Source organism: Blastocatellia bacterium (assembly GCA_025055075.1).
Lineage (GTDB): Bacteria > Acidobacteriota > Blastocatellia > HR10 > HR10 > HR10.
Genome location: JANWYV010000032.1, coordinates 1 through 24637 on the forward strand (window position 1 = coordinate 1; position 24637 = coordinate 24637).

20 protein-coding genes and 1 pseudogene are annotated in these 24637 nt (G+C 59.6%); 5 read left to right on the forward strand and 16 right to left on the reverse strand.

Going from position 1 to position 24637, the window contains the following annotated elements; all coding sequences use genetic code 11:
• The 5 genes from NZ746_07800 to NZ746_07820 all read right to left on the reverse strand — a co-directional run.
• Nucleotides 1-2537: TonB-dependent receptor (locus NZ746_07800; GenBank protein MCS6817267.1), on the reverse strand; the 2537-nt coding region annotated here is incomplete at its 3' end.
• Nucleotides 2538-2769: 232 nt separating this feature from the next.
• A complete protein-coding gene (locus NZ746_07805; protein MCS6817268.1) occupies nt 2770-3297 on the reverse strand; it encodes a hemerythrin domain-containing protein in 528 nt (175 codons plus the stop codon).
• A gap of 660 nt (nt 3298-3957) precedes the next feature.
• Entirely contained in the window at nt 3958-4299 is a 342-nt protein-coding gene (locus NZ746_07810; protein ID MCS6817269.1) for a hypothetical protein, read from the reverse strand.
• 23 nt (nt 4300-4322) lie between these two features.
• Nucleotides 4323-4805: a tetratricopeptide repeat protein gene (locus tag NZ746_07815; GenBank protein MCS6817270.1), complete on the reverse strand. Its 483-nt coding sequence runs from the start codon at nt 4803-4805 to the stop codon at nt 4323-4325.
• A gap of 223 nt (nt 4806-5028) precedes the next feature.
• Nucleotides 5029-6579, reverse strand: a complete 1551-nt coding sequence (locus tag NZ746_07820; protein MCS6817271.1) for an FAD-dependent thymidylate synthase — start codon at nt 6577-6579, stop codon at nt 5029-5031.
• A gap of 228 nt (nt 6580-6807) precedes the next feature.
• On the opposite strand from NZ746_07820, the gene NZ746_07825 reads away from it, so the two are divergent.
• A complete protein-coding gene (locus NZ746_07825) occupies nt 6808-7890 on the forward strand; it encodes a FecR family protein (GenBank protein ID MCS6817272.1) in 1083 nt (360 codons plus the stop codon).
• Between the two features lie 170 nt (nt 7891-8060).
• Here NZ746_07825 and NZ746_07830 read toward each other — a convergent pair whose 3' ends face one another.
• From NZ746_07830 to NZ746_07840, 3 genes are all read right to left on the reverse strand, one after another.
• On the reverse strand, nt 8061-8786 hold the full coding sequence (locus tag NZ746_07830; GenBank protein ID MCS6817273.1) for an SDR family oxidoreductase: 726 nt from the start codon (nt 8784-8786) through the stop codon (nt 8061-8063).
• 102 nt (nt 8787-8888) lie between these two features.
• Nucleotides 8889-10316 (reverse strand): hypothetical protein, encoded by a 1428-nt coding sequence (locus NZ746_07835; protein MCS6817274.1) that lies wholly within the window; start codon nt 10314-10316, stop codon nt 8889-8891.
• Nucleotides 10317-10549: 233 nt separating this feature from the next.
• Nucleotides 10550-12415: a M20/M25/M40 family metallo-hydrolase gene (locus NZ746_07840; GenBank protein MCS6817275.1), complete on the reverse strand. Its 1866-nt coding sequence runs from the start codon at nt 12413-12415 to the stop codon at nt 10550-10552.
• 98 nt (nt 12416-12513) lie between these two features.
• Between NZ746_07840 and NZ746_07845 the strand changes: the two genes are divergently transcribed.
• Complete coding sequence (locus NZ746_07845) at nt 12514-13131, forward strand: alpha/beta fold hydrolase (GenBank protein MCS6817276.1); 618 nt, start codon at nt 12514-12516, stop codon at nt 13129-13131.
• On the opposite strand, the gene NZ746_07850 is transcribed toward NZ746_07845, so the two are convergent.
• On the reverse strand, nt 13116-13694 hold the full coding sequence (locus NZ746_07850; GenBank protein ID MCS6817277.1) for a cupin domain-containing protein: 579 nt from the start codon (nt 13692-13694) through the stop codon (nt 13116-13118). The two genes, NZ746_07845 and NZ746_07850, sit on opposite strands and share 16 nt — an antisense overlap.
• A 137-nt stretch (nt 13695-13831) precedes the next feature.
• Between NZ746_07850 and NZ746_07855 the strand changes: the two genes are divergently transcribed.
• Nucleotides 13832-14857 carry an alcohol dehydrogenase catalytic domain-containing protein gene (locus NZ746_07855; GenBank protein ID MCS6817278.1) on the forward strand — a complete coding sequence of 342 codons (1026 nt, stop codon included), beginning with the start codon at nt 13832-13834 and terminating at the stop codon, nt 14855-14857.
• Between the two features lie 23 nt (nt 14858-14880).
• A complete protein-coding gene (locus NZ746_07860; protein MCS6817279.1) occupies nt 14881-15945 on the forward strand; it encodes an alcohol dehydrogenase catalytic domain-containing protein in 1065 nt (354 codons plus the stop codon).
• Nucleotides 15946-15949: 4 nt separating this feature from the next.
• Here the strand turns inward: NZ746_07860 and NZ746_07865 are convergent, their stop codons facing one another.
• Nucleotides 15950-16507 carry a GTP cyclohydrolase I gene (locus NZ746_07865; GenBank protein ID MCS6817280.1) on the reverse strand — a complete coding sequence of 186 codons (558 nt, stop codon included), beginning with the start codon at nt 16505-16507 and terminating at the stop codon, nt 15950-15952.
• Between the two features lie 128 nt (nt 16508-16635).
• Here NZ746_07865 and NZ746_07870 point away from each other — a divergent pair, with 128 nt between their 5' ends.
• Nucleotides 16636-18177 carry an AAA family ATPase gene (locus NZ746_07870; protein ID MCS6817281.1) on the forward strand — a complete coding sequence of 514 codons (1542 nt, stop codon included), beginning with the start codon at nt 16636-16638 and terminating at the stop codon, nt 18175-18177.
• A 21-nt stretch (nt 18178-18198) separates the two neighbouring features.
• On the opposite strand, the gene ccsA is transcribed toward NZ746_07870, so the two are convergent.
• From ccsA to NZ746_07900, 6 genes and pseudogenes are all read right to left on the reverse strand, one after another.
• A complete protein-coding gene (ccsA, locus tag NZ746_07875; GenBank protein MCS6817282.1) occupies nt 18199-18648 on the reverse strand; it encodes a cytochrome c biogenesis protein CcsA in 450 nt (149 codons plus the stop codon).
• Between the two features lie 444 nt (nt 18649-19092).
• Nucleotides 19093-19617, reverse strand: a pseudogene (locus tag NZ746_07880) (cytochrome c biogenesis protein).
• Between the two features lie 177 nt (nt 19618-19794).
• Nucleotides 19795-20025, reverse strand: coding sequence for a hypothetical protein (locus NZ746_07885; protein MCS6817283.1), 231 nt, complete (start codon nt 20023-20025; stop codon nt 19795-19797).
• Nucleotides 20026-20240: 215 nt separating this feature from the next.
• A complete protein-coding gene (locus NZ746_07890) occupies nt 20241-21713 on the reverse strand; it encodes a serine protease (GenBank protein ID MCS6817284.1) in 1473 nt (490 codons plus the stop codon).
• A gap of 202 nt (nt 21714-21915) precedes the next feature.
• Complete coding sequence (locus tag NZ746_07895; GenBank protein ID MCS6817285.1) at nt 21916-23010, reverse strand: TonB family protein; 1095 nt, start codon at nt 23008-23010, stop codon at nt 21916-21918.
• Nucleotides 23011-23143: 133 nt separating this feature from the next.
• Entirely contained in the window at nt 23144-24634 is a 1491-nt protein-coding gene (locus NZ746_07900) for an O-antigen ligase family protein (GenBank protein MCS6817286.1), read from the reverse strand.
• Nucleotides 24635-24637 lie beyond the last annotated feature (3 nt).

Below are 24637 nucleotides of genomic sequence, written 5' to 3' on the forward strand. Positions count from 1 at the left end.
GCTTCAATGACCGTATGACGAGCGATCTCCCGCTGTAGGCCAATGGTCCACGTCTGGATGTACGGCGTCCGAAGCTTCGGCAACATGCTGCTGAATCCACGCGCGAACGTGTAGTCCGCTTGTCGGAAGGGTGGCGAGAAGCTCTCTGGAGACATCGCCAATGGCGGCGTCGGACTGCTCAACCGCAATTGCCCGATGGGAAATCCCGGCATCCCCGGATTCAGAAAGAGCGATTGCATCAATCCAGGATTCCCGCCGGCGTAGTTAATGAACGTCAGCAACCCCTCATCATAGTAGCTCAGCGAATAACTCGCGCGAAGGACGGTCTTCTGCTCTCCTCCCAGGAGCTTTTGCCAAAAGCCCGATTCCGCCCGCGGCGACCACGCGAACCCGAAATTCGGTCCCGGATTGACGAAATCTCCCTTATAAGCGCGCGGACGAAGGAAGACTTGTGGATCCATCACGCCATCGAGGACGCCAGGCTTGAAGAGTTGGCGCGAAGGGCCCATCAGGTGTTCCAGCGTCGGGCTCGTGTAAATGCCCAGCGCATCATGAATCGCTCCTGAGAACTGCCACCGGAATCCATAGTTGAGGGTGAGCGTCGGCCGATACCGCCACGAATCCTGGAAGTAAAAGCCTCCAACCCGTTGCCGATCGAGCCGAACGAGCATTGTCAGGTCCTTATACTGCTTCGTCCGGTAGTCCACGCCGCGTGTCGCGCTGATGCTCGCTATGCGCCCTGTGAGCAAGGCATAGAGATTCCACGCGTTCGTCAGATCGGTGCTCGAAATCCCGGGCAACACAGAGGGATTCAACACGCTCGTCACTGGATCTCCCGTCGCGATCCCGACGTTGTACTGCGGAATCCCCGCTCCGATGAAATCGGCATCGTACCAGCCAACATGACGGAATGATCCTCCGATGGTCATCGAGTGCGCCCCTCGAATGAGCGTGAGGTTGTTGTAGAGATTGTGCGTGCCATTGGCGCGCGAGATGTTCATCTGATTGCGAATCAAGGGCGGCACAAACGGATAGGCGATCCGCATGAGCCGGCCGTCCACGTAGAACTGATCTGGTCCCTCGCCCACGTTATACTGATCCACGTTATGCTGGAGCCCGTACTTGAACTCGTTGAGCGTCCGTGACGAGATCGTCCAATTCACTGCCGTCGAAGCGATGTACCAACTGTTGGTGAACTTGCTCTGCTCCTTGAACTCCGGTCCTGGCCATGGTCGCGTTCCATCAATGACTCGATTGAAGAGATGCCACGTCCCTGTCCACGTGAGGCTCGGCGTGATGTGAAAATCCACGCGCGCTGTCGGATAGTGCTGGATTGTGTTGGTGCGATTGAGCCAACTCAGCGTATTCCGAAACAGGTCCTGGCGCGTGATCACACCATTGCGCCATGTCTCGTTGGTCCGCCGGAAGTAGTCGGCCACAATGGGATCGAGCTGACTCGGATATCCGCTGGCACCAGCAATTTGTAGGAGATTGACTGCGCGCTCAACGCCATCTGTCCCCCGATACCGGAAAATCCCTTGCTGTGCCTCCGGGGTGAGGATCGTATTGGACGCCGTAGACTGGCTCGGGATGCGCGCTTGCTCATAATTCACGAAGAAGAAGAGCCGGTTTCGCCACAGCGGCCCACCGAGATTCCCCCCGAATTCATTAAACCGCACCCGCGGCCGCGGTAGGCGTCGCGCGTTATTGAAATAGCTATTGGCATTCAGCGCGTCATTCCGAAGTTGATGGAAGATTCCACCGTGAAATTCGTTTGACCCGCGCCGCGTGACGAAACGAATTTGCATCGCCCCTTCGGCACCGGCATCGGCCGTCAATCCGGCCGTCGAAATCGTTACCTCTTCAATGGCATCGAGTCGAGGAGGAACGGTGGCGAAGAAGCTCGTGCCGCCGCTCTTGAACCCTTGGGAGTTGTTGTTGATGCCATCCACCATGATGTTGATCGTCGCCCCCGGCATGCCGTTGTAGGCGCTGAAGCGTCCTCCCCCCCCGACCGTCTGTGCCCCCGGTACGAGAAGTGCGAAGTTCAAGATATTGCGCCCGCTGAGTGGCAGCTTCTGTATCGCCTCGTTGCGAACCGTGTTGGAGACTGTGTTGGAGGTGATCTCCAGCGCCGGTACTGCCCCCTCGATCTGCACCGTCTCAACGACCTCGCCCACCTTCAGGTGAATGATCACATCCGTCGTTCGTGCCGACTCCACTACGATTCGACTGTAGACAGCCGTTTGAAACCCCGGTGCCGTCACCGTCACCTCGTAGATCCCAAACGGAAGATTAGGGAAGAGAAAGGCTCCCACCTCATTTGTAACGGCCTCGCGAAGAGCTCCGGTGAGCTGGTCCTTCAGTTGTACCTTCGCCCCAGTCACCACGGCCCCTGTCGGATCGAAGACCGTCCCGGAGATGGCGCCCGTTGTCTTCCCCTGCCCGAAGGCAAAATCGCCTCCCGGGGAAAGCAGGGAAAGCAATACCACGAGGATTAAAGAAATCCCCCACATCGCCCGAGACCTTCTCAACATGGCGGAGCCTCCTTGTTTCCAAAGTTGTCCCCTCCGTTCCAGCGGAACATTTAGTTTAGGCTCCGCACGCCCAATTGTCTTGAACGATCTAAAGGCAAGATTGAACGAAATTAAGTAGAGTCGGGGAGGCTCGGGTTCACGGCGCGCAATCTCGAATCAGTTATGCTCTGAGGGAAATACAGGCTTTGGAAGGAGGATCAAACGCAGCGCTCCCCGCTTCATCCAAGGGGTTCTATCCACGCGGGGCGCGAGACGAGGGCAGGGCTTCTTCCAATCGCGGGAAGAGGATCTGCTCTTCGCGATGGACATGCTCGATGATGCCCTCAATGATCCCCTCGCCGATGGCGATCACTTGCTGAACAGCCTCACGCTCATCCTTCTCTCGCTTGAGTCGCTGTAGGGCTCGTTGCAGTCGTCGGCATTCCTTCTCCAAGCCATCATCGCCGGTCAGGATCGCCCGGATAGCTCGCTCGCGCGAGAGTCCACTCTTTTCCACAAGCGGATGCAAGACCTCGCGCTCCCGCAGCATGTGTGGATGCACATGATCCGCGAGAAAGGCGTGAAGCGATTCCAAGACGGGAACCACGACGGCCGCTTCCGCCCGCTTCACCGAAAGACGCGCGAGCGATCGGTCCAACCGCCGTAGCTCTTTTAACAAGGCCCGATGTTCCTCACGCAAGGTCTGGATCTCCACACGAGGCCCTTCAGCGATCGCGCGATCGCTTGGGACGTTCAAACGTGAGCTCTTTCGCCTGGCCATGCCTCCCTCCGAAACCTCGCTGTCACCCGCTGATTATAGCCTGCTTGAGGCGAGCAAAGGAAATCGCGCCCGCTTTTTTCTCTGGGCGAGGTCTGCAGCCAAAATAAAGGAGGCCAAGACGCTCGCCTCCCAGCTCCTCATTTGTGCAAGCTCGATTGGAGGCTTCGGATCGCCTTGCGATCTCAAGAGGTCCACAGGCATTAATCGGGCTTCACGAACAAGACAAATTGTACCAGCGGAAGATCCCGGCGAAGCGAAAGCCCCTCATCGCTTCGCCGGGATGGATAGTTCCCATATCGTGGGAATTCTACCCACGAGCGTCAGCTTTCACTTCATCGGAACTCCCAATGGAACGCTTATTCCCACAAGTCGCTTTGATCCTCATCCGCCTTGACTCACCCCATTGTCCAGCACACTCACCAGCTGAATGAAGAACCTGTAGAAAGCGAAAAGAAACAGCGACCCCAGTTCCATAGAGCCCCTTCCTCCTTTCTTCGTTCTTTGAGCGTGTCCACTAATCCACTGGATGGACCAGCGGCTCATGCGAAAACCCTCACGGGCTTTCGGGCTTTACTATATGCAAATGGAGATTCCAGGCAAGTAGATTTTTCCCTCCGTTTGATCGGGATACTGAACGGCAGGGGAGACGAATTGGGGACTTCAAAGGCCGTACTGTTTCTTCTTCTTGTGGACGTGTCCACGCGTCGTCCCCAGTAGCTCTCCTGCCCGGGTCAGATTATTCCCAGATTGCTCGAGTGCCTTTCGGATGAGGAAGATCTCAAGCGCTTCCTTGGCCTCATACTTCTCGCCAATCTCCAGGGCCTGCCGAAGCGCCTTCTCGCTCTCGTAGTATCGCCCCTTCAAAAGAGCAACACGCCCGAGCTGAACAAGAGCACGGCCTTTTTCAAATGGATTCGCCGCCAGCTCGGCGCACTCTAACGCTCGCCTGCTATAGACATACGCCTTTTCGAATTCTTCGAAGAACTCCCTTGCACGCCTCAAAGCTTTATTGCTCCTAGGTTGAACTACACGACCCCCCGTAGGAATTCGGCCCGAGGATCACCTTGGTCCTTGTTCAACTCGGTAGAGCGATTGAGGAGCGTCTCCGCCTCATCGAATCGGGCGCGTCGGCGCTCCAAGCGCCCGAGGTTATGAAGGGCGACGGCCTGGCGGAACGTCTCGCCGAGGAATTTGTAAAAGTGCAGGGCGATATGGAAGTGCTCCTCAGCCTCCTCGTAGCGGTAGAGCCAATAGCTCAATTCCCCGCGCGCCATGGCATATCGGGCAGCGACCTCAACGTCTCGGGCCTCCGAGGCGACTTCGTCGAGCAAGCGCTCAGCTTCGCGCAGACGCGAGAAGTAGATCTCCACTTCGGCGCGGAGCACGCGAACAAGAGGCGACTCTTCACGAATCTCCCTCAACGCTTTCTCGGCCGTCGTGAATTTTCCAGCATCAATGAGATCGGCGACCACGGATGCCGTGACCTGAAGTTCGCGGACTCGTGGCATCAGTCTGCCCTCCTTCCTCGTCAGCGTAATGGCCCTTGGAACACCATGCCGCAATGGCGGTGCCATATGTAGGCGATAGAGGCGGTGTCGTCAAGGGAAGTGGCAGAAAATAAGGCGTTTGCCGGAGACGAGGAGTCATCCACAAGAGACGAGCGAGAGGCTGACTGGAGACGAATTGGGACTAGTCGCGAGCACGCTGAGAGTTCACAAAGGCAGCTCGACTTCAGATCAATCGCCGATACTCGCTCAGGTCGAGCCGCCAGACGGGAACGCCGCAAAAACGATCCCCCTCCGGACAGGTCGGTCGGGTCTGGGCCAATTTGCGCAGCGTACACGGGGGAAGCAAGTATTTCCCGATCACCGGATTCACTTCGCGAATCTGCTGAGCTTCGTCTACCGAAGCTCGCCAGATCTCTTCCTGCGCGAGATAGCAAAGGCGCATGGCATGCTTATGTCGGAGATTCAGCAGATCGGCCGATTCCGTGTACCGGATGGCGACGGCATTTGGCAGCAAGTACATGGCATACTCGTCGGGGACACCTCGGGCGCGCAATCGCACGATGGCTGACCAAATACGCTCCATGGCTTCGACGTAGAAGCGCTCGATCTTCTCCTCGCACCGAATCAATTCGGGCGTGATGAAGTCCGGCTCCAAGCTGAATTGCATTGTCAGGCACGGGCGCGAGGCGGGCGTCAAGCGATGCCGTTGATCCTGCGAATCGGCCGCGTGGCTGAGTTTCTTGCGGAAGGTGTAGCTCGGATGATAGAGCGCGCGAGAGAGTTTCGAGAGCGTCGTCAAATTTAACGACTCACCAAGCAACCGATTCCGCGCCGGATTGAGGACCAGTTCGATAGCTGTCACATCGTCCAACGCGGAACGCGAGACGCCGAGGACTTGCCGCACGGCATCGGCCAGCGTGGCCTCGTTATTGAGCTTATAGTCCACGAGCTTCGAGATCCGACCATCGAGACTACGATCGAACTCCTCGCGAAACGCGCGCCGTTGCTCCCATCCCAACAGCTCGAAATGCGCCGTGAAGAAGGCGAACTCAGGCGTCTCCTCAAGAGGGATGGGATCCTCGAGGATCCGGGTATAGAGTGGGTCCCAGCGCAAGACTTCGTTCACCATCTTTTCGACGACGAGGCGCTGCTCGTGGGGAGCATCCAGTTGCTGGCACAGCCGATGATAGCGCAGCAAGGTGATCGCACTGATCGTGTGATACAGATAGGCGAACGTCGCCACGGGCAATACATAGCGAGCGACTTCCAGACAGCGTTTCTGGATCGCCGTGCGATATTTCTTCTCACTCGTGCGGCGATAGGGGAAGAGGCGACGATATTCGCTTTCAACGATGGGGAAGAGCTTCTCGGCCAAGGCGCGATACGCCTCCATCTGGAATTCGATCGTCTCCAGATAAAGCGTCAGGCTCTCTCCGTGCAGCGGCGGGATAGCGAAGTTCCCGGGCGCGACTTCGACGTAGCGCTGGCTTACCTGCTCGGAATTGTAGAAGGGATGAGCATGCAGGAAGGACCAGATGAAATGCCGGGAGACGTTCGCGAGCGAGAATTGAAAATGCGCATGCTCGATGGTCGTATGATGCCCGGCGCGGTAAAGCGTCTCAGCAAGCGCTTCGAAGCCTTCAGTGAGATCCCCTTCGCGCACGATCCCACGACTCGAATAACATGTCCGCGCAGCCGTGATGATCGTCTTGAAGGGATTCACGAACGCCTTCTCCAACCTCACGACGGGCTCAGGTGAAAGGAATCGGTCCATACGGCCTCGACTCCTGCTTGCGTTTGCCTTCGCCTTGCCAAATTCGAAGAGGGAGTATAAGGCGTCTGCGGTTCGAGGGCAAGAAAGTCCCCTCTTGGACCCATTTCCCGGGACGAACGAGGAAGCGAATCTCTTTGTCCCGGTGGGGAATCATGGTATACTCCCGCTGAAGGCTTTGGGCTTACGCCCTGATCCTTCGAAGAAACCTGAGGCGATGGGGAGGCGGGGATGAGAGGAATCGTCAGCATGCGTCTTGTAGCGTTCGTTCTGGGCCTGTTTCTGGCTTTTGGCGGATGGGTCGAGGTCGCAGCTCAATATGTTGTCTCGGCGCGCGCCGGGCTGGTCAACTATGCGCAGGGCGAGGTCTGGTCGCAGACATCTTCGGATGCCCTCTCCCGAAGGCTCGCCCCACATCAGCAACTGAACGATGGAGACATGGTTCTCACCCGAGATGGTCGCGCGGAGATTTTGCTCAATCCCGGATCGGTGCTGCGGCTCGATCGCCACACGGAGGTCATCTTCCACCAGACGGACCTGCCTCTTGTGGGGTTCGGAATCACGAGGGGTACGGCGCTCCTTGAGGCAGCGGGATTGAATTGGAAGATCATCCTTCGAGGACAGACGCCGCATGCCGTGTTTCGCGTGAAGAAGAGTGGACTTTATCGCGTTGACGTGCGCGAGAATGCGACGCACTTGCTGGTCCGAAGCGGAGAGATGGAGGTCCTCGTCGAAGGACGAACGCAAAAGGTGAAGAAAGGACAGCAGGCGACGGTGACCTCCGCTTACGTGGAGATCGTGAAGTCGCTCAAGTCAGCCCCCCTCGATGAATTCGAGTCGTGGGCCAAGGAACGTGCGGAAGTATTGATCGCCGCGAATCGGTCGCTGACGCGCCATCGCAACTTCGGCTACGGATTGATGGCGAGCGCGTGGGTGTTCGATCCCCTCCTGGGTGTTTTCACCTTCATCCCCTTTGGGTTTGACTTCGCCTCACCGTGGGGACGACGTTTGGTCTACCGCTGCCCGTATCCAACGGCTTGGGATTGGGGACCCCATGTCGGCGGACCAGGATATGGCGGGTCGCCAGGCGCGATGCCTCCCCCGACGACCGCTCCGGAGCGTTCGCGACCGAGTTTCCGTGTGGGAGACATTCGTTTGGAGCGTGGAGGAACGCTCATCCCGGATCCGGCGGTCGGTGGACGTGGAGATGGAGCGATCGAGCATCGCCCGATGCCCGCACCATCAGCCCCAATGGGAGGCGAGATCCGATCCGCTCCCGGCCCGGTGAAGGCCCCTCAGCATCAATATCAATGATACCGATGGACGAAGAAGGAGCGCGTCCCTCGAGAGCGATCCACGCATCAAGAGATCAGGATCTTGAGAGGCCGAAACAGATCTCGCTCCGGCCTTGATCCTTTTCACCGGCCTTACGCCCGATGGCCTTCGGGCGCTGATCTCAGCCACTCATTGAGTCTCCGCACACTTCATCCTTTTCGTGGGGGTTTCGCGGGACGGATCTCCACACAGCTTGGGAGGCTTGCTGGATCGTGCTCGAGCAAATGGAGAACGACGCGGGCGACATCCGCAGGTTTCAGCTTCCATGCTGATTCCGCCGTCGGCTCGCGCCCGCCGAATTCGGTGGCGACGCTCCCGGGCATGACGTAGCTCACGCGGATATTGTCATAGCGCAGGTCCTGCATGATGGCTTCACTGAATCCATTCAAGCCGAACTTCGCGGCATTGTACGCCGCCCCGCCAGCGAAGGCGTTTTTCCCGGCAAGCGAGCTGATATTGATGATGTATCCGCCACCGCGCTGCCGCATGTGACTGACGACCTCTCGGCAGCAGTAGAAGACTCCCGTGAGATTAGTCTCGATGACCTCGCGCCACTCCTCGGGCGTCAGCTCGTAGATGCTGCGGAAGATGCCGATGCCCGCGTTATTGATCAGGATATCCACCCCGCCGAATGTGCGAATCGTGTATTGGACTAACTCGCGCACCTGCGCCAGATCGCGCACGTCGCATGGGAGGGCCGCGACGCGCCCTGGCGCCTTAGTTTGCAACTCCTCAAGCGCTCGTTCAACAGCTTCCGCTCGACGCGAGCAAAAGACGACCGAAGCGCCCGCTTCAAGTAGCGCTTCGACAATGGCGCGACCGATGCCGCGCGTCCCTCCGGTCACGATTGCGACTTTTCCCTCTAGCGCTCTCATAAGCCCCTCCAAAGAGGCCTCCTCGAAAACGAGCGAACTCGGAAGCAATCTGCCCACGGCCTATCCTTATTTTTCGCCGATGGACGAGTCCGTCGCATCTCCTCAGAGATTGAACTGCCGACGCAGATTATGCACGTGCACCTTCGTGATTCCCAGCAACTCTCCGGCCTTCGCGAGATTCCCCTCGGCCTGGCGAAGAGCGTTCTTAAGCAAGAAGCGCTCCAACGTCTCCCGCGCCACGTACCAGTTGGGGAGGAAATCGCCATCGAAGATGAGCTTGTTGTCGGGCGTCAGCTTGATGCGCTCGCTCGTCGCTCGCTGAGCGATGCGCTCGATCTCGCGTTCGATTCGCGGATCGGAGAGCGGACGAAGCAACTCTTGCGCGCGCATGATCAACTCTTGGGCTTGCACGGGCGAGCTGGCATAACACGCCTCTGCCCAGTACAGGCAGGCGAGGCCTTCCAGTTTTCGATCATTCACGCCCTGAGCGATCTCGCGAGCGCGCGAAAGCGCTCGTTCGGCCGCCTCGCGATCGCGCCGTCGCGCGGCTGCGCGCCCGAGGAAAATTTGCGCCTCCGCTCGCAAAACGTCATCTCGAAGCGCTTCAGCATATTCCATAGCCGCGCGGGCCGCACTCTCTGCGCGCGCGACCTCGTTTCGTTCGAGATAGATCTCGGCGAGCGTCTTGTGCATCCGTCCGACTCCCCGCTCATGCCCGATACGTTGCAACACGTCCAATCCCTCGTGCACAGCGCGCTCTGCGTCATCGAAGCGCTCCATCTGAACGAGAGTAAGAGCTAATGTCGTGGTGACTTCGGCCAGCGGATCGCCGAGCGCATATCGGATCAGGATGCGTTGCGCTTCCTGTAGCTTCTCGACCGCCTCCGCACATTCTCCGCATGAAGCGAGCAAGGCACCGAGCGTGCCCAAAGCGGAAGCGTAATATCGGCCATGTTCCTCATCCAGCAACCGCACGCTGGAACACAGCGAGGCACGGGCTTCTTCGATCCGTCCCGTTTGAAAGCGCCACACGCCCAAGGCGTATTCGAGCATGCCGAGGGCGAAATCCCCGCGCGCCGTCTCCTCTTTGACGAGGAATGCCTTCGCCTGTTCCCACAGCGCTTCGGCTTTCTCTCCATTCCCGCGCCTGAACGCTACCATCCCCAATTGATACAACGCGCGAGCCAGATGACAGTGGGCGTGCAGAAGCTTGCAGAGGCAACATGCTCCCTCCAAGATCTCCTCCGCCTGGTCCCATTGCTCATGCTCCAAATGGCATTGACCGAGAGCGAGAAGGTAGCGCGAGAGTGAACGCGCCCCCAATCTCCAAGGGACGATCTGCGCCAAGCGTTCTCGGGCCAGTTCGAGGCGATGGAAATAGAGGTTCACCTCGGCCTCCAAAATCATCCCGAGAGGATCGGCGCTCGTCTTCAGATGGGGAACCATCCGATCGGCTTCTTCAAATCGTCCTGCGTCGATCGCCTCCATGAGCTTCGCGATCCAGGCGGATTCTTCCTTGGTCGCCTTCATATCTCCTTCCCCCGATCAGGTTCGCCCTGTGCCCTTTGTTCTACGCGCATCGGCGTGATCTCCGGCCAGACCACGTCCCAAGGTTCGCGGCCTTTTTCGGGTACGGATTTTATCACCGCTTTTCGCAAACTCAAGCGGATTTTCACCAGGGGAGACGAAAAGGCGAATCGAGCGAAGGCAAACAAGCTGGCTCGGGTAGGGCGAGGGGCGGCGCTCTGTCCGCCCCTCCGAACTTAAAACGCGCGGCGTCGCTCGGGGATGATCTTCAGCGAGAGCCGCTCGCCGTCGCGCAGGATCACGAATTCCACTTCCACGCCTTCCTTCAGCTCTTGAAGGGCGTAGGTGTAATCGTAGACATTTCGGATCTCTCGCTGTCCGACTCGAAGGATCACATCGCCCGTTCGCATCCCTGCCTTCTCGGCCGGACTGCCGGGACGAACGCCCGCGACCTTCACTCCTTCGGCCGACTCCGCATAATCTGGGATCGTTCCGATGTAGACGCGAAATCCAGACGCGATGGCTTCGCGTCTCTCCTCTCTCGTACGGACGAAGGCCGGGCGCGTCGGTTGACGATCCAATTCCCTCACGACTTCATAGGCCAGCGAGACGATCCGCTGCACTCCCTCGGCATTGATCTTCTCCGCATCGTCCGAAGGCTTGTGGTAATCCTCGTGAACCCCAGTGAAGAAGTGAAGCACGGGGATGTCTTTCAGGTAAAACGACGTGTGATCGCTCGGGCCGACGCCGTCATCGCGAACTCTCACAGCCAATCGCACGCGCTCGTTCGCGCGCTCGAGCGCCGTTTGCCAGAAAGGCGATGTCCCCACGCCATAGATGGTGACGCCGCTTTCGCGCAATCGCCCGATCATGTCGAAGTTGAACATGGCGATTGTGCGCTCCAGCGGAAAGAGGGGATGCTTCACGTAATGATTGGAACCGAGCAGGCCCATCTCCTCGGCCGAGAACGCGATGAAGAGGATGCTGCGGCGAAGGGAAGCGCGGACTGAGGCGAGCGCTTGCGCCAACTCCAACAGACCCGCGACACCCGAAGCATTATCGTCCGCCCCATTGTGCACCTCCCCGGTTTGATGCGGAGCGAGCGAGCGCTCCCCGCCACGGCCGAGATGATCGTAGTGAGCTCCGATGATGATGATCTCGTCCTTGAGAGCCGGATCGCTTCCTTCCACCATCCCGACGACATTCGCCGTTTGGCGCATCTCCTTCTTCACATCAGCGGAAACGGCGAGGCGAATGCCCGGGAGGGAAATGGAGCGGGGTGCAGCAGTTGCTGTCAAAGCGCGCTCCAATTCAACGAGGTCCTTTCCCGCAGCCCGCAAGATTTCGGACGCCGCTGCGCGCCCGAGGAGCAAGACGGGGATACCTGCCTCTCCGAACATAGGATCGTAACGGAGCGTTGCGAGTCGGTCGTCCTCCGCCTTCTCCTCAGCAGCGAGGAAGAGGACACCGCGCGCGCCTTTCTCCCGAGCGGTCGCGATCTTACGCTGTGGCGCTCGATGTGCCTGAAATCGCCCATGAGGATCTTGACCATCCGGACTTCCGCTGAGGACGAGGATGATCTTCCCACTGCTCTCGATGCCTGCATAATCATCATAGTTCAGCTCCGGAGCGGAGATGCCGTATCCTGCGAAGATGACCTCCCCTTCGGCAGCCCCAGGACTCGAAAGCGCAAGTGGCACGAAATCCTTTCCCAAGGTGAAATCGCGCTCCGCCGTTCCCACTTTCATCCGTAATCGGCTCATCGGCCCGGGCACGACGCGAGCGACGAAGGAGAAGCGTTGCTCGAACGTCCCATTCTCACCCACGGGCTTCAATCCATAGGCGCGAAACGCCGAGGCGATGTAGCGCGCCGCCCGCTCCGCTCCTTCGGTCCCCGCTTCTCGTCCCTCCAACTCATCCGAAGCCAGGAATCGAACATGCGCTCGAATCTCTTCGGCCGTGATGGCCGCACTGCCTCCTCCTTTCGGATCCCCGCCGAGAATCCAAGGCGCCCAGAGCCCGCCACCAATCACGAGGGCAAGGACCGCAAAAAGAGAGAAGATGAAGCGATGCGTTCTCGATCCGAGATGCGTCAGCGACATAGCTCTCCCCTCCCATTCATCACCGTGCGCTCCTTATCATACGCGAGGACGTTGCCAGACGCAAAGTTTTCTGCTATCCCAATCCTGCTATGGGACTCATGCTCTCATCATCGGTCGGGCCACTCGAAGCCGTCCTTGAAGAAGGAACGCTGCCCACGCCGAAGGCCGTCGCCGTCCTCTGTCATCCCCACCCGCAATATGGGGGGACGATGCACAACAAAGTCGTCGTGCGCGCCGCGCAAGCTCTTCAGGAAGCTGGCCTGGCGACGTTACGCTTCAACTTTCGCGGCGTCGGCAAGAGCGCGGGGGCCTTTGACTTCGGCGAAGGAGAGCAGGAGGACGTCGCTGCAGCCATCGCCTTTATGGCCGAACGGTATCCGCAGATGCCCATCTGGCTCGCGGGATACTCTTTCGGCGCCTGGGTGGGTTTGAAAGTCGGAGCGCGGGATGAGCGCGTCACGACCCTCATCGCGATCGGGGCGGCCGTCGCGCTGGCGGACTTCCGATTCCTCGAAGACTGTCGGAAGCCGAAATTGTTCATCCATGGGACGAAAGACGAATTCGCCCCCCTTGAACATCTTCAAGCCCTGATGCTGACGCTGCCGGATCCGAAGGACGTGATCCTGATCGAGGGCGCTGATCACTTTTTCACGAGCAAGCTGGAGGAACTGAAGCGGGAGTTATTCGAATATGCCAGGGCTCACCTCTCGGATTGAGCCTCACCCTCGCTGTTCGCGATGGCAGGGACTCGAAGCACTGCGCGCACAGTAGGGATCGCCAAGAGGCGTTGAAGCTCGCTCGGACTGAGCGGCTGCGGGCGATCGCGCACAGCATCCACAATGCAGAAGAAACCGAAAGGTTCTTCCCCCGCGTTGAGGAGTTGATGCGGGGTGAAGGGAGCGATATAGACCGTATCGAGGAAGCCCACGTTCCAACAGGCTGTGCCCGCGACGATCGTTCCCTTCCCTCGAACGACGATCACGACGTGGGCGTGTTCGTGCTTCTCCAAGCTCGTGAATCCACCAGGCTCCAGCTCGAAATACCGAAGGTGGAAATCGAGAGGCTCCGCCGCTCGACCGACGAAAACCATGCGCCGAGCGGCAGCCCAATCTTCGGATTGGGCTTTATATGGCTCCGACGACACCCCCTCCCAACGATAGTTCCCATGATGCCGATAGAGGCGAGATGCCGTCTCGCCGAGGATCGGCGCTGAATCCGCAGGGCCCGACCACTCGCATCGAATCGGCTCTGGCGATCCTCCTTTGCCGTTCGTCGTCATGCGCGCTCCTCACACGAGGTATTGTACGCACTTTCTGCGCCATCGTTCAACGGCTCGCTACGCCGGAGAGAAATTGGCAGATCGGAAGACGTGAGCTAGAATTGTGTCTTTGGCCTATGGAACGGAAGCGAAATGGCATGTTGGCGAATGTCTTGGTGCAACCGGGCCTTTTGGAGCTGCGGGAGGTCGAAAGACCAACGCCGGGGCCGGGTGAAGTCGTCGTCAAGATTCGCGCCGCGTTGACCTGCGGGACGGATCTGAAGGCGTATTTGCGGGGGCATCCCAAGATGCCTATGCCGACGCTCTTCGGGCACGAATTCGCCGGCGAGATCGCCGAAGTCGGACACGGCGTCCGAAATTTCCGAGAAGGAGATGCCGTTATGTCCGTTCATTCGGCCCCGTGCGGCTATTGCTACTATTGTCGGCGAGGGCAGGACAACCTCTGCGAATTGACGATGAAGGCGAAGGTCCTGGGCGCTTACGCCGAATACATCAAAATCCCCGCGCACATCGTGCAGAAGAACATGTTCCCTAAGCCCGCGACGCTCTCTTTCAACGAAGCGGCCATCTTGGAGCCACTCTCGTGTGTCGTGCACGGATTGGAACATCTCGACTTCGATCCCGAAGATACGGTTCTCATCATCGGCGCGGGGGCGATTGGCCTGATGCATCTGCTCCTTCTCCGAGCACTAGGTTTGGAGCGCGTTCTGATCGCCGGACGACGCGCATTTCGACTCCGCGTAGCCCGAGAGTTGGGCGCCGCTTGCGTCATTGATGCGGAGAGCGAAGATGTGCGTGAGACCGTCTTCGACCTCACGCGCGGGCGAGGGGCTGATACAGTCATCGAATGCACAGGACGTCCGGCTGTCTGGCAACAAGCCATCACCTTGGTCCGCCGCGGGGGGAAGGTCGTGCTTTTCGGCGGATGCCCCTCTGGTTCGACGATCGAGCTGGATACGGGACGCATCCATTACGATCAGATCACGCTGATCAGTCCCTTTCACTACACGCAGCGCGCCGTGCGACGAGCGTATGAGCTGCTGTGCGAGCGACGGATTGAAGTCGGACGTCTCATCACCGGAGAGTATCCGCTCACGCGCCTTCTGGAAGTGTTCACCCTGTTGCAGCAAGGTAACTGCATCAAATACGCCGTGATCCCGTGAGATCAGCGGAGGCGACGTCGAGCATGTCGGTTATCCCTTCGCGGATGCGTGCCGCACGCCTTTACGATCTCCACGACATTCGCGTGGAGGAGTTGGCTGTCCCTTCAGTGGGCGAGCGCGAGGTCCTGGTGAGAACCATCGCTTGTGGCATCTGCTCGGGCGATGTTCTCCCTTGGTACATCCGCCGGAAAGCCCCTTTGGTCTTCGGGCATGAGCCCGTCGGCGTGGTCGCGCGGGTGGGCGCCGAGGTGCACGAGGTTCGCGTCGGTGATCGTGTCTTCGTCCATCATCATGCCCCTTGCTTCGAATGCCGCTTCTGTCGTCGCGGTCACTATAGCCAGTGCGCGACGTGGCGACGCTCGAGAATCATCCCGGGTGGCTTGGCCGAATATTTCCTCGTCCCGGAAGAGAACTTGGCGGACACGTTGAGGCTTCCGGACCAACTCGCCTGGGAGGACGGCGTTTTGATTGAGCCGGCCGCTTGCGTGGTGAAATCGCTTCGACGAGCGGCCGTGCGCGAAGGGGAAGCCATCGTCGTCATTGGATTAGGGATCATGGGATTGCTGCACCTACTGTTGGCGCGCGCCTGGGGGGCTCGTCCCCTCATTGGCGTAGATCGGCTGGATGCCCGCTGCCGTGCGGCGGAGCAACTGGGAGATGTGTGCGCTCTGAATCCGGAACGGGAAGATGTCCCCGAGCGCGTGCGCGAGCTGACGGAAGGTTTCGGAGCGGACGTTGTCATTGTCGGTCCAGGATCACGTGAAGCCTTCGCGCTCGGGATCGCGTGTGCCGGCCCGGGAGCCCGCCTGATCCTTTTCACGCCACTGCCGCCTGAAGAACAGCTCACGATCGAGCCCTATCACCTCTACATGAACGAGATCAGCATCATCCCGAGTTATTCTTGTGGTCCCCTAGATACGCGGGAGGCCCTTCGCTGGATCGAACGAGGCGTCATCCGTGCGCAGTATCTCCCGATCCATCGGTTTCCGCTGGAGCGCGTGTCCGACGCCGTCGCCGCCATGGCGCGAGCGGAGATCCTCAAGGCTATCGTCTGCTTCGATCCGACGCTGCTGACCGACGCTTCTTGAAACCTCAACGCTCGCTCACTCGTCGGAAGAACTCTTCGCGCCACGGAGATTCCCGGAAGCATCCGCGCGCGGCACTTGTCATCACCCATCCCGGCTTTTTCGCGCCGCGCATCTCCATACAGAGTTGCCGTGCCTTCAGGAGGACGATCGCTCCTCGGGGTCGGGCCGCGCGCATGAGCGCCTCGGCGATTTGTTCGGTCAGCCGCTCTTGAAGCTGTGGGCGACGCGCATAGTGCTCGAGCAGTCGTCCGATGCTCCCGAGACCCAAGAGGGCACGCTCGGGCACATAAGCGATGTGTGCCTCGCCGAAGAACGGCAGAAGATGGTGCGCGCACATAGAGTAAAACGGAAGCCCCGTCACCAGAATCATCTCCTCTGCGTCCCCTTCGTGAGCCAAGGGAACGACATCCGGTTCTTCCTCCCGATCGAGCTGACCGAAGAACTCCAGATACCACTTGGCCACGCGATCAGGCGTTTGCCGCAATTCGGGATCATGCGCCGGATCGAGCTGCAACGCGCGAAGGATCCCTTCGACATGATAGCGGATCTGCTGAAACGACATGTCGAGCGCTAACTCCATAAGGGCAAAGGATAGCACACAAGTCCGACGGGCGTGAGCGGCATTTTGGACATTTTCCGGTGAGATCGCTATGATAAGATCGTGGACGAACCCACGGATGCGAAGGGCTTATGGGACAGCGAGGCATAGAAATCGCCGACGATCTGGATGCGCTGTTGGATGTCCTCCCCCCGGCGATTCGGGAGGCGCTCGTGCAGCAACCGGATGTGAGCGAACTGATCGAGGTGGTCCTAGACCTCGGGCGACCGCCCGAAGCACGCTTTCTCTCCCGCTCGATCACACTGCGCGAAGACGCCGTCACGCGCGAGGATCTCCATTTCGTTGTCAGTCGCGTCGGGACGTTCACCAAAGACAATCGCGCGGGGATCGAACGCACCCTCCATCGCATCTCCGCGCTGCGGAATCGTCGCGGAGAGATCATCGGTCTCACCTGTCGCGTCGGGCGCGCTGTCTTTGGCACGGTAGACATCGTCAAGGATGTCATTCGATCGGGCAAGAGCATCCTGCTGCTCGGGAAACCGGGCGTCGGGAAGACGACGCTCCTACGCGAAGCGGCGCGCGTGCTCGCCGACGAGTTGGGTAAGCGGGTGATGGTCGTAGACACCTCGAACGAGATCGCGGGCGATGGCGACATCCCGCATCCGGGCATTGGGCGCGCACGTCGCATGCAAGTCCCTTCGCCGGAGCTGCAGCATGCTGTGATGATCGAGGCCGTCGAGAACCACATGCCTGAGGTAATCGTCATTGACGAGATCGGGACTGAGGCTGAGGCGCTCGCCGCTCGCACGATTGCCGAGCGCGGCGTGCAATTGATCGCGACGGCGCACGGGAATTCTTTGGAGAACCTCCTCATGAACCCGACACTCTGCGATCTGGTCGGAGGCATCCAAGCCGTCACGCTCAGCGACGAGGAAGCCAAGCGACGCGGAACACAAAAGACCGTGCTGGAACGCAAGGCCCCGCCCACTTTCGACGTGCTCATCGAAATTCAGGACAAAGATCGCTTAGCCGTTCATCATGACGTCGCCACGGTCGTGGATCGCTTGCTGCGAGGCCTTCCCTCGCGTCCGGAACTTCGCCTTCGGAAACCAAGTGGCGAGATCGAGATCTTGCGAGAGACTGCTCCACCTCCCCCGCCGGAAGAGCGTCCCGCCGTCGCGCCGGCCGCTCCGAGTGGCCAACGCGTCCTCAAGATCTTCCCCTATGCCGTCAGCCGCGATAAGATCGAGCGCGCGATCCACGAGCTGGGTGTTCCAGCTGCCGTCACCACCGATGTGAAGCAAGCAGACGTCGTGCTCACGCTCAAATCTCATGCGCGCACGGGTACGCAACGCTTTCGCGAAGCGGCTCAGTGGAATATCCCAATCGTCGCCCTCAAGAGCAACACGACCACGCAGGTGCGGAATTTCCTGATGGAGGAGTTCGGTCTGCACGCTCCGAAGGAGGAGCTTTCGCCTGAAGAGCAGCGGGCATTAGAGGAGGTCGAAGAGGCCGTGGCTGAGGTCATCGCGCATCGGCGACCGGTCGAACTCTCCCCGCAAAGCGCGTACATTCGGCGATTGCAGCATGAGCTGGTCCAACGCTACGGCCTCATCTCCGAGAGCAAGGGGCAAGATCCCTTCCGCCGCGTCGTCATCTATCCCCGTTTTTGAACGTCTGGGCGAAGGGGCCGCTCACGCGATCGGCCCATAGCGCTGCGGCCCCCCAGCGTAGGAATGCAATCCGGGGAGCAAAAAGCTCACCCCGAGATAGGTGAACATGACGGCGACGAATCCGAGGACCGCCAATACCGCGCTCCGGCGTCCTTTCCATCCATGCGTGATGCGCGTGTGCAAGAACGTGGCATAAAAGAGCCACGTGATGAGCGCCCACGTCTCCTTGGGATCCCATCCCCAGTATCGGCCCCAGGATTCGTTCGCCCATACCGCGCCCGTGATCACCATGAGCGTCAAAAGTGGAAAGGCGAGCGTCACCGCGCGATAGGTGAGCCGATCGAGCACTTCGAGCGACGGAAGGGCCTCCGAGAGCCGATCCCATTTCCAACCGAAGAGCGCGATGAATCCTGTGAGCGCCAGGGCAGCGAAGATCGCGGCGATCTCGATCCCGCTCCCCTGCGCGCGCATCTCCAATCGGGTGCCGAACTGCTGCAGCCACGCCTCCGGGATCACATTCCGCTGGGCGGGATCAATGAGCGCGATGACATCATGCGGACGCCGAAGCTGGACGAGCAACCAGAAGGCGCCCGCCCCTTGTACGAGGAAGGTCAGACGCGTCGCCCAATGCCCGATCATCCGCAAGAACGGATGTCGCGTGAAGAGATAGAGCGCGAAAGCGATCAGAGCGAAGACTGATCCGACGAACGCTCCGAGGAAGAGCCTCCCGACCTGTGGAACGCTCGCTCGCAGAAGTTCCCGATTCTCCGGGTCCATCGGGATGCGCTGTCCGTCCAAGAGGAGATTCACGAAGAAGACCCCCTGCGTGAGGATGGAGCCATCGGAGATCAGCGCATACGTGAGCACCGGAATCACCACTGCGAAAACCGCGATCAACTCCAAACGCACGCGATCTTTCAACAGGTAGAGCAAGGCCGTGACGAAACTCAGGGCGCACACGCCATAACCGGCCATCGCCAGCGTCACGTGGATCGGCCGCCAATAGCTGACGAGTACGGGCGGGAGGTCTTGGGCTTCATTCCCATAGAGGAGTCCCAAGACCAGCAACAACACGGCCATCGGCATCGTGAGCGCCCCGATTAGGTGCTGTCGTGAAGAGAACGTCGCGATGAGACTCGCCGCCGCTGTCGCAAGCGCGAAGAAGAGCGCCGTGTCATACAAATTGCTGAGGGGATAATACCCGACGATGAGCCCGCGCGTCCCCCAAGCCGCTACGTTCAGGCCGAACCCAATCGCCGTCACCCATAGCCCCAATCGTTCGAGCAACGTCTCCCGTTGATACAGATACGTCAGATGGAACACGGCCGCCCCAATGTAGTGAATGAGTGCGAGCACGACGAGTGGCGTCTCGCTCTCGAGCGGTGCCAACACAGCGCGCCACTGCAAGAGGAGGAAGACGCCAGCCCCGCCCAACGGCATCAGTAAATGGGGCAGTAGCGCGCGCGCCCATCTTTCGCGCGACGCGTGAGTCATCTCCATCGCTTCCGAATGTCTCACCGGACGATGAAAAACTCCCCTCATTAACTCAATCCTTCGGTCATCCATCTCCGATCACGAGCTATTCGCGCCCGACGGGGGCGCTCATGCCCGTGATGCTCATTTCTTCTCCTTGTACCCCTCGAGCGTCTTCTTCTCCTTGTAGTACTTGCCTGCGTCGTTCAAGTCCTTGTCCGAATAGTCCTTCGGATTCTTCGACGTATGACAATAGGTGCATGGCTTCTTCTCTTTCTTCGTGTACTCCTGCTTCGCGACTGGCTCGGAAGCCAGCATCAAGAAGCCGATCAAAGCCGTGATGAAGATCGCCATCAAAAGCTTTATCAACCGCATCGTCATCCCTCCTGCTCAAAAGTTCGCACACGCTCGGAAAGCAACTCGCGTGCCAACCAGAGATCCCGGGACCGATCGATCGAAGGTCCGTTTCGAGAAGAAGATGCGCGTCCTCTCGATCGGACGCGCCAGATGGGCGTGGGCGAATCCTCGCCCATCCCTATGGGTGAAAACTCGCAGAAGTGAGGCTTCGTCCCTCGTCGCATACGACCAACTCAGGGGATAATCCCTTGCTCGCGCAAGAGCTGACGCGCGAGCGTGACGGGCACGGCCAGGTTCGAAGCCGAGAACTCCCGCAGCACGGCGTAATTGATGCCGATGACGACGCCGTTCCGATTGAAGAGCGGACCCCCGGAACCACCCGTCGTCGTCGCGGCATCGTGGACGATGCGCCCGGGAAGACGAGCGCTCACATGCCCCTGAGTCACCATCGGGCGAATCAGCCCACGCGTCGCTAACTCGCGCGTGACGTCGGGAATGCGCATGGCAGTCGCCGTGATGATCTGCCGCGCCACACTCTCATCGAGGCGCGCGAGCAAGGCTTCGATGCCTGCCGGGTAGCCGAGCAAGATGACCGCTTGGCCGACCTCCACCTTGACCTCTTCATTGGCCAGAGGCGGGATGGGCAAATTCACATCCAGACGCCCCAACCGACAGAGCGCAAGATCGTACTCCTCGGAGACCCGCGTGACTTCCAAGGGCACTGGCGTTGGAATCGTCGGGAAATACGCGTTCAGCGCCAATAGCCGAGGACGAAATCCCATACCGACGATTTGCTCAGCCGCCTCGTTCTGCCACCACGGACGCGCTACATGAAGATTCGTGAGCAGGTAGCCGCGCGCGACCAGAAATCCCGTCCCGATGACCGTCTCCTCCACCGCCGGGCCATTCCCCTCCGTCGTCACTTGGAAGCGCTCCTCTCCGTGCGTGATTGCGATCCCTCCTTCCGTCGTCTCAGCATAGCGCAGGACTTTCCCCGTTCCTTGTTCGACGAACCCATAGGTAGCTTCGATCAGACTCACGCTCGAGCCGTAGGTGTTGGAGATGCGCCCAGCCATCGTCAGTTCCCCTTCGACATTCGACGCGAGCAGATCGAGCTTCCGTTTGATCTCTCCCACCTCCTCGCTCACGCGCGACAACGTGCTCTCTTGCTGCCGCAACCGTTCGTTCAACTCTCCGATCCCCACGCGGAGAGAATATTCGTTGACTATGAACCACATCGAGAAGACGAGTCCCAGAAGGAGAGCCACGATGACGAGGGCTTTCCTTCGCATCGTCCGATCATGCGACAGCCAGCGACGCAGCTCGCGCTCGGCATATTCCCACCGGAGCGCTCTCTTCAAGTGCGCCCACCGCTCGCGACGCACGCGAAATTCGAGCTGAGCGGAGATGCCCGCGAACGTGATCTGGTCGCCATCCTGAAGCATCGCCTCCCCCTGCAGCGGAAGACGATTCACCTCGATCGGAGGAGAAGTCGGTGAGGGCGTCAGGACATAGCCTCGCTCCGTCCGAGCGATCGTAACCAGGACGGAGTCCGAAGGGACCTCTTCGCTCGCGCTCACCTCCAACTGCCCGTTGTCGATCAGACCAACGCGAAGCGTTCGTTCTCCCAACTCGATGAGTCGCTCTTCCCGCTCTCCTCGAATGATCAGGAGCGCAGCGCCGGGCTCCTCCCCCTTCCCCGCCATGGCGATCATCACCTCAGCGGAGATTATAGCCGCACGGGGTCATAGGCGGCCAGCTTCATCCCTCGCTTTCGCTGGGGATGGGCTCTTTCAAGACAGGATCATGAACGGCGCGCGATGGAAGGATCACCGCCTCGCGCCACTTGGAGGCTTCGCGCTTGACGCGTCCCCCTTCCCCTTGGGCGAGAGAAAGGAGGACCGCGCCTCAGCTCTTGAACTCAATCTTCACCAAACGGCGTTCGGACACCTGACGACCACCGACGACAGCGGGCTCGAATTGCACGCGACGCACCGCTTCGATAGCGGCTTCGTCCAAGCCATAGCCGAGTCCTTTGACGACCTTCACCACACGCGCCCGTTTGTCATAGCAGAAGAGCACGGAGAGAACCACACTCCCCTGCACCTTGTTCCTCATCGCCTCCTCGGTCAGACGGACAGGCACGACCTTGCTCACCCGCGGAACCTTCCCTAATTCCTCAGCTACAGCGGCTGGATCATCCGGCTTCTTGAGCAGATCAATGATCTCTTCAATCTGCAAGCGATCTTGCGCCTGCGGGACTTGCTGCACATAGACGCCCAGCTCCGTGATGGCCGCTTCATTATCCACGCCAATTAAGGCGAGGCCGAGGGCCCGCTGCGCCAACGGATACGTACCGCGTTGCTCAATGGCCTTTCGATAAGCCGAAATGGCATCGTTCCATGTCAGGCCGGATGCCGCTTGTTGGCCTGCTCCTTCCACCAATTCTTGCTCGATGGCCATGCCGAGATTGAAATAGACCTCTGGTCCCTCGGGCCGTTGTTCGATCGCCTTCCGAAAGCTCTGAATCGCGTCCGCGAACCGCCGTTGCCCATAATAGATGACCCCGAGGACATTGAAGGCGTCGGGATAGTTCCCACCACGTTGTTCGATAGCCGTTTGAAATTCCCGCACGGCTAGATCCACTTCGCGCTTGCGGAAGTGAATCATCCCCATCCCGAAATGCGCCTCGGGATAATTCTCGTTCTTGAGCTTGAGCGCTGTGCGCAGCGCCGCTTCGGCTTGCGCGTAGTCGGCGAGGCGATAATAGCTCATGCCCAGGAAATAATGGGCTTCGGCCAGATCCGGCTTCTTCGCAATCGCCTGCTTGAGCACTTCGATGGCCCCTGAATAGTTCTGCTGATAAAACAGGACGCGGCCGCGCTGCAGATCTTGTTCGGCCGTCGTCGCCTCTTGTTGGGCGCTCACTGCCGGTCCGCGTCCGAACGCGATGACCAAAAGAAAAATAAAAGCGCCCGTTTCCCATCTTCTCCGTTTCCGCATAGTCTCCTCCCCCATCGGATGACGTATCTCCTTGCGATGCTCGCGCACATTCTACCAAAGCTTCTCGAAGACGCAAAGGCCGGAAACGACTCACGCGCCGATCTCCTTCCTCCGGCGACTTCGCGCTACAGGCTCACCCGCTCTCCCTCTCGCGCAGCAGACGATGAAATCCTTCGATGAGGCCCATCTGGAAATAGACGATCATGATCACCTCCGAATCGCCGAAGTTATAGTGCACGAGTGAGCTGGCCAGGAAGCCGATCGTTCCCCCCAATGTCCCGAGATAGATTCCCGCGACGGTCGGATCTCGATTCACCGCCTCGGACCGCACCCCGCGCCAGAGGAGCTGAAGGTAGCGGGCGAACCACCAGAGCCAACAAAGCAGCGCTGGGAGCCCGCGCTCCAATGCGATTTGCAGCGGACTCGAATGCATATGTCCGAGCGGGAGCCGGCCTCCTTGGAACATCCCCCACTCTCGCCAACGCGCTTTGAGACTGTCCATGCCAATGCCCAGGAACCAATGCTTCGGGCGGCTGAAGAGCAAATGCACGCCCTCTCGCCACACCGTGAGGCGATAGGCCGTACTCGGCTCTCGTGCAGAGATGAGCGGGATGGACCGAATCTGCTGCAAGAACCGCACGCCCACAGGGGCCGCCAGCGCGAGGGCCACAAGCGCGATCACCAACGCCTTCTTCCTCCAACGGTAAAGAAGCATGACGAACGCTGAGAGGGCGAATGCGCCCCACGCCGCTCGGGTGACCGTGAGCAGAAGGACATACCCGATCGCTGCGATCCCAAGCACGGCCAGTAGGCCGAGGAGGCTACGCTTTCGCGGAAACATGAGGAAGAGTCCCAACAGGAGCGATCCGATGAGCTGCACGACCTCGGCATATGTGAAATAGTTCCACCCGTAGAACCCCGATGCGCGAAAGTGCTTCCACGGCTCCCATCGGCGAATCTGGAGAGGGTTCTCCGCAGGCGCATCCCGCGGGACGAAGACCTCGCGATGTCTGTAGATCTCTGGCCGGAATACGAAGAGCCGAACGCGCTCCCCTCTTCGAGGAGCAATCGAAGCCGCTACGTCTTCGAGTGAAGAGACGGTCCGTCCTTCCACCTCGAGAAGGACATCGCCCGGCTCAATCCCCGCCAGACGCAGCGGACTTTCCTCGGCGATCTCTAGCACGCGCACTCCGCGCCCGGTAGCTTTCTGCCAGAAGACGTACCCCACATTGAGGAAGCAAGAGGCGACCAAAATGAGCGCCAGTCGTTTCCCCCAGCTCAGATTCGGGAGATTCTGAGCGACGAGGAAAACGATGAGAAAGAGCGCCACGCTCCGCAGCTTCAGCCTGCTCAAGGCTGGTTCGTACGAGAAGATCGCCGCCAATAGACTCAAGCCAACGAAGATGAGGATCGGGAGCGCGAGGACCATAGGCCGATAGTCGAAGGAGCGGCGCAGCGCAATCCGAGCCCCCCATAGGACCATGCCAAGAAGAAAGGCTCCCTGCGTCACCGCGATCGAATGCGGAGCTGCAAATGCAAAAAGCACCAAGCTCGCGAGTATCCCGCCATCGAGGATCGCAAGCGCCTTCGACGTCCCTCTCTTCCCGCCAGCCAGATCAGACATCTT